Genomic DNA, 11,046 nt, shown 5'->3' with positions numbered 1-11,046 from the left:
CGACCCGTGTCCCCGACGGCGGCAGCGACGACGCCGGCGTCAGTGCGGGGCCCGGGGGTGCTGGACCCGGCGGTGCGGGGACGGCCGTGGGTGGTCCGGCCGTGACAGGCACGAGTGCTGACGGCACCGGCGGCACCGGCGGTGCCGGTGTGGGGCGCGCGGGGTGTGGGAGTGTGCTCGGGTCGCGGGCGTACGCGACGGTTCTGGCGCCGGGAGTGGTGCGGCGGTTGGCGTGTGACGCGGACGTGGTTCCGACGGTGCTCGGGGTGCATGGTGAGGTCGTGGACCTGGGGCGGGCGACACGGTTGTTCACGCGGGCGCAGCGGCGTGAGCTGTGGCGGCGGGACCGGCACTGCACGTTCCCGGGCTGCGACGCTCCGGCGATGTGGTCGCGGGCGCATCATGTCGTGCACTGGGCCGACGGTGGCCCTTCGGACCTGAGCAACGCGGCACTGTTGTGTCAGCGGCATCACACGCTGGTGCACGAGCGACGGCTGATCGCGGTGGTGCATCCACCCGATGTCGATGGCCGGTGCGTGACCTGGGACCTCTCCCCGGGCTCGTACGACCGATGTCTGCCCGAACGCCTCACCGACCTCCGTCGCGCCCGCGCGCGACAGGGTCAGCGTGAGCGTGCCCGAGCCCGGCGGGTCCTGGACACCGGACCCAGTACCGGACGGTGCCTCGACCTACCCGACGACGTCATGCTCGACCTCGTCGACGACCTCATCGCCCACGACACCCCCACCGACCCCGACACCTGGCCCCACGGCGACGCGTGGCCCGACGACATCCCCGACCTGCCGCACTCGGCCTGACCCTACGGCTGACCCTGGGCGTCGTGGTGACGCATGGCCCGAAGGGGACGCGTGGACGAGAGGGACGCGAGACGCGACGGCATCCCCGGCCTGCCGCACTCGGCCTGATCGCGGGCGGCATGCACGCGTGGGCCGCGTCAGCGGAGGCGTGGGGACGAAGCGAGCCCCGAGGTGGCCAACAGCGGCGCTCTCGACGCGATGTGGCCCTGACAAGGTTCTCGCCGGGTCCGCGCGACCGCGGCTCTCTCAGCGCGAGGTGGTCGTGAGCTCGTTGAGGATCCACGAAGAACCGGCGCGGCCGACGACAGCGGTACGCCGGGTGGACTGTCCCGGTCGGGTCTCGACCACCTCACGGAAGTCGTTCATCACCTTGGTGTCGTTCTCGCGCAGGGTGAACGTGACCGTGACACGGCCTTCTCCGTCGGGGCCGGAGGCTGCCACCTCAGTCAGCGGCTGGTACGGACTGGGCTGTACCGTCCACTTCCGCCGGGCGAGCTCGGACGAGTTGGCGACCAGCGCGGCGCAACCGGCGCACGACGACGCCGAGAGCTCCGCGATCGCATCAGGAGTCCCCGTCGTGAAGGCCAGGTTCGCCCGCTCGAACCAGAAGGCGACGAAGGCTGCCGCGCCCGCTGGGGTGTCGTCGAGGACTGTGCTCGGCAGGCCGTCAGGAGTGGCTGATCCGGCCGACTCGGTCGGCGAGGACGTGAGCGACGGAGACGCCGACGCCGCGCCGCTCGGGCTTGCTGCGGTCGTGCGTGAAGAGCCGCTCCCGGTCGCAGTCGGCTCATCGGTCGTGCACCCCGCCACGCCGACGACGGCAGTGAGCACCAGTCCAGCGACGAGGTGCGGCGTGCGTGACCTCACGGGGATCTCCTGATCTCGGGCCAACGGTGGCGTCCTGGTATGGCGTGAACGACAGCCAGTCTATGGACGGCGCCGTGTGACGCAGGGAACCAACGACCTATTCATGACGAGTGATTCGTATTCATGACGAGTGATTCGTTCGAGCCGATGAATCTCGGTCGCGTCATCGGGAGACTGCCTCCTCCCACCGCGCGACCAGCTCAGCCACGACCGCGGAGTCAAGACCGTCGCTCTGCACCACGAACGGGCCCACACTGAAGACCGAGGTCCGCAGCGACGACTGTCGTGTGGCGAGCTCGCCGAACTCGTCGGGCAGCGGCGGGTCAAAGGTCCGCCGCTCAGTGATCGTGAACCCTCCATCACCCATCGGTTCGTCCACCACGCTCGTGATCCTGCCCGTCATGACCTGGTTGCCGCTCCTGCGATCCGAGTAGCTCCCGCGGCAGCCACCGAACGTCGCTCGGGCCTGCGCCACCCTCGCGCGAGCACTGTCCGCGTCGGTGAGGCGCTCGACCGTGACGACCCCCGACGTCAGTCGGGTCGGATCCAGGGATCCATCGCCGGTGGGAAGGACGCCGACCGAGGCTGACAGCGCGCCGCGGCGCAGGAGCGGCTTGTGCGACGTTCGGCAGGGCCGGGTTGCACTCTCGGTCCCACCCAAGATCATCACCTGGGTCGAGGGTGGCTCGGCCGCGGCATTGAGAAACCACGCTGCCTCGCCGAAGGCCGTCCGCTCGTCCAGCGGTGGAGGTGGGTCGTCGCCGGCGGGCGGCGCGGGTGGGTCACATGGTTCTGGTGAGCAGGCACCGAGGCCGAGTGCGACGAGCATCAGCGCCAGACTCACGTACCGCCCGACCGCCCCCTTTCCGAGCGGGGTGACGGCACGCGAGCTCGCACTCGGCGGGCTCGTCACCGTGGCGCGACCTTTGCGAGGCGGCTCGAGATGTCGGTGACGGCCTTGGTGTCGAAGTCCTCGGTCTCGAGGACGAGCGCACCCACGCTGAGCACGGAGGTCCGCCACGTCCCGGGCTTGGACGGCACCGTGACGTTCGAACCGGCGGGCGGCGGGTCGAACTTCGTGGTCGCGGTGATCGTGAAGCCGCCGTCCCCGAATGTCTCGTCGGTGACCCCCGTGACCGTTCCTCGCATGACGGTCGGCGACTGTCCCTGGTTCCAGGACCCGGAGCACCCGCCGAAGGTCTTGCGGGCCGCTGCGACCTTGGCCTGAGCAGCGGCCGGGTCCGCGAGGAGCTCAGCGCGGATCATCCCGAACTGCCCGCCCGGGAGCTGCTCCGTGCCCGCATCGTTCCATCGTGGCGAGTAGAGCGCTGCCACCGAGCCCTTGGGCAGGAAGGTGGCCTTGGACGTGTCGCAGGGCCGGCTCGCCGGGGCGTCCGTCCGGAACGTCGTCTCGGTCTCGGCGTTCGCGACACTCGCCAGCATGACCTTGGTCGCCGCGGTGCGGTTCGCATCGGTGACCGGAGGCTGCTGCCCCGCCGCGAAGGGCAGGGCAGCGACCATCTCGCGCAGGCAGGACGTCGTCGTGTCCTGAGCTAGCTTCACCGTGCGCGCCCCAGTGGTGCAGTCGAAGAGGACACCCTCGACGCGGGCCACTCCTATGGCGACCTGTGCGCTCCACGGGGGTGCACCCTCCACGGTTGCGGTCCGGACGAGCGATGCCGCTGCACCCGGGATGTCGACCTTCTGGGTCGTGTATGCCGTGCCGTTCCCGTCCGTGCACGTCGACCAGCGCGCGATCCGTTCATCCATGACGCGGGCCGCGGACGGTGAGTCGTCCAGCAGAGCGGCGCCGGTGTAGGCGCGGCCGATCCGGGTCGAGTCGTCACCGCCCAGGCCCGAGGACGTGCCCTCCTGTGGAGCGGGAATCGCGGCGTCGCTGAACCAGGAACGGCCGTCGGCCCCGGAGTACGTGTCGCACAGTCCCATGGTCTTCGCGCCCGTGTTGATCCGCGTGCCCGTGATGTTGTCCGGGAACCGTCGTCCCGCGGCGACGACCGCACGCAGCTGTTCGGGGGTCACGTCATAGGCAGGCGTGTATGCCGGTGCGCTGGCTTTTGGACGTTCCTCCCCGCCCGCAGGGGCGGGCGAGGAGGAACAGGCGCCGAGCGGCAGGGCGGCGGCAACAAGAGTCGAGAGGACGGCATACGAGCGCTTCGAGGTCATGCCACCGAGTCTGGCGAAGATCGCAGATCCGGCCGCGGAGTTATCCACAGTGGCCGCCTGGTTCAGTGGGCGGACGTCTGATCGTGCATCGCCGACTCGAGCTGTTCGCGCATCCAGTCACACCACTCGAGGGCCGCACGCCTGCTGCGGACGCCGCCCTCGAGGGTCAGTCGGCTGGCGAACATCGGGTTTCGTGGGTCATGCGCCTCGGGGGAGTCGCGCACCTCTGCGAGCTCGCTCTCGTATGCCGCGAGGCGCGCGGCGTGGTCCTGGCGCAGCTTCTGCACGAGCTCGAGGGCAGCGCCAGGTTCGACGAGCCAGATGTTCCAGAGCCGCAGCGTCTCGAGGTCGCGCACCGGTTGGGGTTCGAGTTCGCCAACGACCCACTCCCGCAATGCCTTTCGTCCGGCCGCAGTGACGGCATACCGTTTGGTCGGTCGCGGTCCGGCACCCTCGACGACCGTGTGTCGGACGAAGCCGCGGGCCTCGAGGCGAGCGAGCTCGGGATAGATCTGGCCGTGGTGGGCGGACCAGAAGTAGCCGACCGGACGCTCCATCCGCCGGGCGAGCTCGTAGCCCGTGCTCCGACGGCGAGCGAGCAGTCCGAGGAGGGCGAACCCGAGGTTTCCCGTCGATTCCTCGGTCGGTCGCCGCTTCATATGTCAATATTGACATATGAAGCGCTCGGGCAGGACGGTGATGACTGCGTCGATGACGGTGCTGGTGATGGCTGGATGCGGTACGAGTGGGTCGGATCCTGGCGGTGACTCCACCGACCGCGACGCCGACGCCGGAGCGAGTCGGACGCCGTCGGTGACGCGCTCGATGCCGGCCTCGGTCGAGGAGCGGTGCAAGGTTCCGGTCAAGGGCGAGATGGTGACCGTGAGCGCACCCGGGGGCACGCTGAGCGCCGGTGCGATCGGCGACGGCACGACCGGCGCGCTCCTGCTGCACCAGACGTCGGGGGCGGGCATGTGCGGTTGGGCAACCTATGGCGCGTGGCTGGCGGACAAGGGCGTGAACGTCCTCATGCTCGACTTCTGCACCCACGGACAGTCGCAGTGCGAGGACGCCTTGAGCAAGGACTGGACCGCCCAGGTCAAGGCCGGTGTCGACGCCCTGCGGAAGCGCGGCGCGACGTCCGTCACGGTCGTCGGTGCCTCCCTCGGTGGAGTCGTCGCCCTCGGTGTCGGCCAGGAGGCCGGAGCTGACGCGATCGTCGACCTCTCCGGTCCCATGGAGTGGCCCGGCGTGCCCGACAGCACGAGCGCGGCGAAGGCGACCACGGTGCCTCTCCTCGTCTCGGGAGCGGCGGCCGACACCGGCATCGACGTCGCCGGACTCGAGGCCGCCGTGGCCGCCAGCCCGGCGACCGACAAGCGGTTCGTCCCCATGCCCGGTCAGGCGCACGGCTGGTCCGGCATCAGCGACGGGATGAGTGTCAACCCCGAGTTCACGCCCCTCGCGACGATCGTCCTGAAGTGGGTCCAGGGGGACTACGCCGGCTAGCCGAGGCCGCGTGCCGCGTGCCGCCCACACGGGACGCTCACCTGCCCTCCAGCACCCTGGACCGGTGCGTCACGGTGCGTCACGGCGCGGCTCGGGGGCGTTGTCAGTGGTCGCTGACAGCATGTGAGCCATGGAGATTCCCGCAGCTCTCGCCCTCGGGCGCCGCTTGCTGCGCGAGCACGGCCTCGAGGACTGGACCCTGACCACCGACCGGGCCAAGACCCGCGCCGGCGCGTGCCGGTTCGCGACGCGCACCATCTCCATCAGCGCACCCCTGACGGCGGTTCATGACGAGGACCTCGTGCGCGACACCCTCCTGCACGAGATCGCCCACGCCCTCGTCGGCCCCCAGCACGGACACGACGCGACGTGGCGCCGCACCGCCGTCGAGATCGGCTGCACGGGGGAGCGCACCGTCGATGCCGACGCGCCCAAGGTCGACGGCCCGTGGCGCGGCGAATGCCCCAACGGCCACGTCGTCACGAGACATCGGCGACCCACCCGGGTCATGAGCTGTGCCCGGTGCCGTCGAGGCTTCGACCCCACCCTCCTTCTCGAGTGGACCTACCGCGGCCGTCGGGTCCCGATGAGCGAGTCGTACCGCGCTGAGCTCGACGCGCTCACCCGCTCGGGCCGCGTGCCGTCGGCGCCCAGCCGACCGGCATACCGCGCCACCATCGGCGAGCTCGTGCGGATCGCCGGCGGCACCCTCGACGGGTCGCTCGGGGAGGTCGAGGCGGTCTTCGCGACGCAGGCACAGGTGCGTGTCGACGACGACCTGTATGCCGTTCCGCTGCACGCGTTGTCGCCTGCCGGTCAGCTGGCGAGCTAGGTCGCCCGGGTCGATGGCCCGAGCGGTGGGTGGCTCACCACGCGATCACCCGCCTGTCCGGGGACGCCGAGCGAACGACGCGACGTCCGTCACAGCCCGGGGACGATCCCACGCCGCCCCTCCCATTCGCCGTGCTCGGACAGCGGCCGGAACCGCAGGGTCGTGAACTCGTGGTGGAACGTGTCCCGCTCGTTCTCGGCCATCGCGGTCGCGTGCCGTCGCGGCTCGCTGCCGGTCCCGTGACCTTCGACCATGGCGCGCATGTCCGTGAACCGGGGCCACACCGTGAACGTCGAGAACGTTCCGGGCGGGCGGATCGCGGCCAGGGCGAGCGATACCGCAGGGTCGTCGCGCACGAGCTGCTCGACGGGGCGGCCCCACCGGAAGAACCGCCCCACCTCCGGCAGCTTGAGATGAGCCAGCGTCACGGCCACCACCGGCTCGTCGTCCTCCATGTCGCCCACACGCAGGGGCAGGCGCTCGAGGCCCGTGACCGCTCCCCACCGACGCACGAACTGCAGCCGCACGTGCCAACCGGACGCCAGGTGACCGCCCAGTCCACCGGACCCGAGGAACGCCTCGAGCGATCCCTCGTCCCGCCACTGGGCGAAGACCGCGAGCCGGCGCAGCTGCAGCCGCTCGAGCGACACCGCGGGTGCGCCGAGCCGCATCAGTGAGAGGGCCTCGAGGTGCTCGAGCCCGTCGACATCGCGCGCAGCGCCGGACCCGCCGCGAGCCAGCGCACGCGCCGTGACGTGCGCGGGTGCGACGGCGAGGTGGAAGCTGTGGATCCCCATGGTGCGCCCGACGTTACCGGGGACGTCCGCGCACGGGGGAGCACGCGGCATACGCTCGCAGCATGAGCGACGTGCGACGCATCGACTACACCGGCGAGGGACTCTCGGAGGCCGAGCTGGCGCCGACGCCCTTCCAGCAGGTGCGTCGCTGGCTCGACGACGCAGCCGCGCGGTCGGAGGCGCGGGGTGACGTGCCCGAGCCGTACGCCCTGTCCGTCGCCACGGTCGACGCCGACGGCACCCCCAACGTGCGCACCGTCCTGATGCGCCTCTTCGACGAGACCGGACCGGCGTTCCTCACCAACACGTCGTCGACGAAGGGGAGCGAGCTCGCCGGCAACTCGCGCGTCGCAGCCTCGCTCACGTGGCCGGCGATGTTCCGGGCGATTCGGTTCCGGGGGAGCGCCGAGCTGCTCGACCGCGACGTCGTGACGGCCTACTTCGGCTCGCGCCCCTGGGGTTCGCGCATCTCGGCCTGGGCCTCGCAGCAGTCCCAGCCGGTCGCCTCGCGCGCCGAGCTCGAGCAGGCGTACGAGACGTATGCCGCCCGCTGGCCGGACCGCGGGAACGTCGACGACGTGCCGGTGCCGGACTTCTGGGGCGGCTACCGGATCCGGTGCGACGAGGTCGAGTTCTGGGGCGGGCGCAGCAACCGGCTGCACGACCGGCTGGTCTTCACCAGAGTCACCGAGGGCACGCTCGACGACGTCAACGCGTGGACGGTGTCCCGCCGCCAACCTTGACCCGGCGGCGCTCCGAAGCAGGCCGTCGCCGGACGACCCGATCACGAACGGCCGTATGCCGCGTGGTCTCGCGACCACGCGGCATACGGTCTGCTGTCGGTGAGGTGTGCTGTGACTCAGCCGATCCTCACCGCCGCAGGACCTGCACCTCGCTCACCGCAACCGTGTTCGCACCGGCGTAGGCCGTCGCGCAGTCGGTCGCGTTGTTCGGGTCGTTGTCCTGCTCGCCCGCGAACTCCGGGCCGCCCTGGCACTGGTTCGTGACGATCTCGAACCGGACGTGCGTGGCCGCCGTCTGCGGGATGTCGAACGTCCGCATCTTCAGCTCGGGGGCCACGGGGCGCGGGGCGGCGCCGGGTAAGGCGTCCGGTGCCGAGGTGAACGCCTCCCGGAAGTCGGCGTCCTCGGTGCACAGGACCCGCCCCTTCGCGTCACACGTCGAGATCCGGAACTGGCGGATGTTCTGGAACCGGTTGATGCCCGGCTCCGGGAGTCCGCTCACCTGGACCTTGCGGATGACCTGGCGGCCACCGGCGAGGTCGATCGTGAACTTCTTCTGGTCCGCCGTGGGCTGCGCGACCGTGCGTGCGGTCGTGCCCTCGTCGCCGTCGATCATGTCGGTGACGTCGGTGCCCGCTCCGCTCACGGAGCCGCCGGCCTGGGTGCTGGCGAGGTTGGTCACCATGCGGACCGGCATGTCACGAGTCTGACCTGCGTTGCCGCTGAACGTGATTCGCGTCTGGGCGAAGCCAGGTGCCGTGGCGGTGTAGGTCTTCGTGCCGGCCGAGACGACGAACCGGTCGCCGAGGGCGGTGCCCGCGTCGGTGTCGGCGACGGGCGTCGACCGGGCGACGTACTCACCCACGTAGAGCTTGGCGCCCGGGATGACCCGGCCGTCCTCGTCGACGGGGGTGAACCGGAGGTTCGAGTTGCCCTGGTAGGCCGACTCGAACGACGGCACCGGCTCGGTGTCGTTGGCACCCGCGGACGTGGCGTTGCGCCCCATGCCCCGGTTGGCGAAGGCGTTCCACATGATGTCCTGGTTGGCACCACCGAACCTCAACATGTCGGCCGCGAGCATCGCGTTGCGCGCATCGAGCATGCTCACCGAACCCGACGGCATGAGCAGCCACGCGTCGAAGACGAGCTGCATCCAGCGCCGGTTGCCGGGGCAGGAGCCGACCGGGGTCGTCCCCTCCGCGCACGCGCGCTGGCTCGCCGCGTCACCCTCGCCGTAGCGCGCCATGAACGCCGCCCGGACGTCGCTCTGCGTCGCCGACCAGATCTCACCGTCCGCGTGCACCTGCGGACCGGTGAGGTCGTAACCGACGTTGCTGTAGTTGAGCGGGCTCTTGCTGAAGTTGTAGTTGCGGATGCCGCGCTCGGGGTTGCCCGTGACGTAGGCGCCCATCGGCGTCGCCGTCGAGCTCACCGGGACGTAGCCCCACTCCTGCAGGTACTCCGTCGCCATGAGGTCCGACCAGCTCTCGCCCATCGCACCGGCCTGGAGCCCGGACAGCCCATTGTTCGGGCCACCGGCCATGCGGTTGCTGATGCCGTGGCCGTACTCGTGACCGATGACGGACATGTCGTAGTCACCGTCGACGCACGGGGCGTAGAACCCACCGGCGAGCGGCTGCCAGAGGTACATGTTGCTGTAGCCGCTGACACCGTCCGGGGGAGTACCGAAGTTGGCGTTGTTGCGCGAGCCGGACTGGGCGCCGGACTGGCTGTAGCCGAGGACCGGGTCGTTGCCGAGCCCGCCCTTGCCGTAGTTGTCCCGCTGGAAGTTCCACGCGGTCTCGGTGAAGCCGAGCCGGTAGGACCAGTCGTGCACGCGGTTGTGCATGGCGAAGAGGTTGGTCGTGGCCGCGTCGATGTCGTTGCGCTCCGGGCTGGAGTAGACCGACGGGTTGCACTTCTGCTCGAACCACTGGTTCGTCCACGGGTAGACGTAGTTGCGGTCGGTCTTCGGCGTCGCCGGGGTCACCGGACCACCGGACACCCACCGTGCGCCGCTGAAGGCGTTGTTGCCGCTCGTCGTGTAGGTCGGGAGGTTGAGCGTCGGGTCGACGTCCCACGCCTTCGGCGACGCGGGGCTCTGCATCGTCTCGGAGCAGCCGGCCGCGGTCGTCCAGCACCACTCGACGCGGGTGTCGGACGAGCTGCCTGCGACCGGGTTGCTCGTGAAGACCTTCCAGCGCGGGTTGTCGCTGTCGAAGTCGACGAGCGACTCGCGGGCGATGACCTCACCGGTCGTTGCGTCGACGTAGACCGTGTAGCCGCTGTCCTGCGCGTCGCGCGTGACGACTTGGTATGCCGTCCGCGCGCCCTTGCCGGGGACCGGCACCGCGACCTGCTGGGCGAACTGGTCGCCGAGCAGACCGGACGCCGTCATCGTTGTCCACGTCGCCGACGAGGAGCGCTGCGTGCCCTTGCTCTTGACCTTCGTGGCCTTCGTGCCGATGTTCTTCGCCGCGGCCTCGAGGGCCTGCTCGGCGGACAGCTTCGGAGCGGCGGCGCGCGACGAGCTCTTGCCCGCGAGGGGAGCGAGGGTGGAGCTCACGTAGCGGGCGGTGCCGTTCTCGACGGCGACAACGGCGATGCCGTCGATGCCGGCCGGGATGCCGCCGACCGTCTGCCGGAGCATGACGACGTCGGCCTTGCCGACCTTGTTGGTCGCGAGGTGATCCATCGCCTGGACGTCCGCGGCCGTGAGGCCGAACGTCGCAGCCTGCTGGGTGAGGAAGGCGCGTGCAGCCTTCTCCGGGTTGGCGCCGAGGCCCGTGGCCAGAGCGCCCTTGCCGTCGGGCGCCATGGTCTTGACCGACCCGAGGCGGTTCCAGGTCACGTCAGCGGCGGCGGCGCCGCGGGCATTCTCGGCCCGGGAGGCGGCCGAGCGCTGGGCTGCGGTCGGGGCCGCAGTGCCCGAGCGGCTGTCGAGGTCGGGCAGCTGGTCGACCTTGTCACCGGCGAACGCCGAGCCCTTGGTGTCGTTGGCCGCGGGTGCTGCCTGGGGTGCTGCGATGGCGGGCGCGCCGACCGTCGTCATGGCGACGGCTGCGGCTGCCGCCGCTCCGACGCCGACGATGCGCCGAACGCGCCTTCTGCTCTCGTGGGGCATGTCTCCTCCTTGTGCGCGACCACCGCCCCGATGCGGTAGCGCCGGAGTCAGCAGCCACGGTGAGGTACAGCGAACCCCAGCTCGGGCCACTTCGGGTCAGTGCTCGGTCAGGTGCAGGTCAAGACTTCGTCAAGCATCGGAGGTGTCCATGGCCCGTTCGGACGGTCAGCGC

10 protein-coding genes are annotated in these 11,046 nt (G+C 70.6%); 4 read left to right on the top strand and 6 right to left on the bottom strand.

Going from position 1 to position 11,046, the window contains the following annotated elements:
* Nucleotides 1–818, top strand: an 818-nt coding sequence (locus BCF74_RS12200; RefSeq protein WP_146132956.1) for an HNH endonuclease signature motif containing protein, incomplete at its 5' end; no start/stop codon positions are given.
* A 246-nt stretch (nucleotides 819–1,064) separates the two neighbouring features.
* Here the strand turns inward: BCF74_RS12200 and BCF74_RS12195 are convergent.
* From BCF74_RS12195 to BCF74_RS12180, 4 genes are all read right to left on the bottom strand, one after another.
* On the bottom strand, nucleotides 1,065–1,685 hold the full coding sequence (locus BCF74_RS12195) for a DUF6318 family protein (RefSeq protein WP_106298230.1): 621 nt from the start codon (nucleotides 1,683–1,685) through the stop codon (nucleotides 1,065–1,067).
* 163 nt (nucleotides 1,686–1,848) lie between these two features.
* Complete coding sequence (locus BCF74_RS17105) at nucleotides 1,849–2,067, bottom strand: hypothetical protein (protein WP_146132955.1); 219 nt, start codon at nucleotides 2,065–2,067, stop codon at nucleotides 1,849–1,851.
* Nucleotides 2,068–2,594: 527 nt separating this feature from the next.
* Nucleotides 2,595–3,869, bottom strand: a complete 1,275-nt coding sequence (locus BCF74_RS12185) for a hypothetical protein (protein ID WP_146132954.1) — start codon at nucleotides 3,867–3,869, stop codon at nucleotides 2,595–2,597.
* Between the two features lie 62 nt (nucleotides 3,870–3,931).
* Nucleotides 3,932–4,528, bottom strand: a complete 597-nt coding sequence (locus tag BCF74_RS12180) for a PadR family transcriptional regulator (RefSeq protein ID WP_106298227.1) — start codon at nucleotides 4,526–4,528, stop codon at nucleotides 3,932–3,934.
* A 52-nt stretch (nucleotides 4,529–4,580) separates the two neighbouring features.
* Between BCF74_RS12180 and BCF74_RS12175 the strand changes: the two genes are divergently transcribed.
* Both BCF74_RS12175 and BCF74_RS12170 read left to right on the top strand, forming a co-directional pair.
* On the top strand, nucleotides 4,581–5,378 hold the full coding sequence (locus BCF74_RS12175) for an alpha/beta hydrolase (protein WP_146132953.1): 798 nt from the start codon (nucleotides 4,581–4,583) through the stop codon (nucleotides 5,376–5,378).
* A 130-nt stretch (nucleotides 5,379–5,508) separates the two neighbouring features.
* Nucleotides 5,509–6,210: a SprT-like domain-containing protein gene (locus BCF74_RS12170; RefSeq protein WP_106298225.1), complete on the top strand. Its 702-nt coding sequence runs from the start codon at nucleotides 5,509–5,511 to the stop codon at nucleotides 6,208–6,210.
* Between the two features lie 89 nt (nucleotides 6,211–6,299).
* Here BCF74_RS12170 and BCF74_RS12165 read toward each other — a convergent pair whose 3' ends face one another.
* Entirely contained in the window at nucleotides 6,300–7,007 is a 708-nt protein-coding gene (locus BCF74_RS12165; protein ID WP_106298224.1) for a hypothetical protein, read from the bottom strand.
* Nucleotides 7,008–7,069: 62 nt separating this feature from the next.
* Between BCF74_RS12165 and pdxH the strand changes: the two genes are divergently transcribed.
* The gene (gene pdxH, locus BCF74_RS12160) at nucleotides 7,070–7,750 is read left to right on the top strand and encodes a pyridoxamine 5'-phosphate oxidase (protein ID WP_106298223.1); all 681 of its coding nucleotides are present in this window, start codon (nucleotides 7,070–7,072) and stop codon (nucleotides 7,748–7,750) included.
* Between the two features lie 127 nt (nucleotides 7,751–7,877).
* On the opposite strand, the gene BCF74_RS12155 is transcribed toward pdxH, so the two are convergent.
* A complete protein-coding gene (locus tag BCF74_RS12155; RefSeq protein WP_106298222.1) occupies nucleotides 7,878–10,874 on the bottom strand; it encodes a M36 family metallopeptidase in 2,997 nt (998 codons plus the stop codon).
* Nucleotides 10,875–11,046 lie beyond the last annotated feature (172 nt).

It is taken from the genome of Knoellia remsis (assembly GCF_003002895.1).
Lineage (GTDB): Bacteria > Actinomycetota > Actinomycetes > Actinomycetales > Dermatophilaceae > Knoellia > Knoellia remsis.
The sequence above is the reverse complement of the archived record's forward strand: the minus strand, read 5'-3'. Positions and strand labels throughout refer to the sequence as shown.

Excerpts from the sequence above, each read along its gene's own strand:
- pdxH (WP_106298223.1), top strand. The coding sequence starts at position 7,070 with ATGAGCGACGTGCGACGCATCGACTACACCGGCGAGGGACTCTCGGAG.
- BCF74_RS12165 (WP_106298224.1), bottom strand. The coding sequence starts at position 7,007 with ATGGGGATCCACAGCTTCCACCTCGCCGTCGCACCCGCGCACGTCACG.
- BCF74_RS12155 (WP_106298222.1), bottom strand. The coding sequence starts at position 10,874 with ATGCCCCACGAGAGCAGAAGGCGCGTTCGGCGCATCGTCGGCGTCGGA.
- BCF74_RS12175 (WP_146132953.1), top strand. The coding sequence starts at position 4,581 with ATGACGGTGCTGGTGATGGCTGGATGCGGTACGAGTGGGTCGGATCCT.
- BCF74_RS12180 (WP_106298227.1), bottom strand. The coding sequence starts at position 4,528 with ATGAAGCGGCGACCGACCGAGGAATCGACGGGAAACCTCGGGTTCGCC.
- BCF74_RS12170 (WP_106298225.1), top strand. The coding sequence starts at position 5,509 with ATGGAGATTCCCGCAGCTCTCGCCCTCGGGCGCCGCTTGCTGCGCGAG.
- BCF74_RS12185 (WP_146132954.1), bottom strand. The coding sequence starts at position 3,869 with ATGACCTCGAAGCGCTCGTATGCCGTCCTCTCGACTCTTGTTGCCGCC.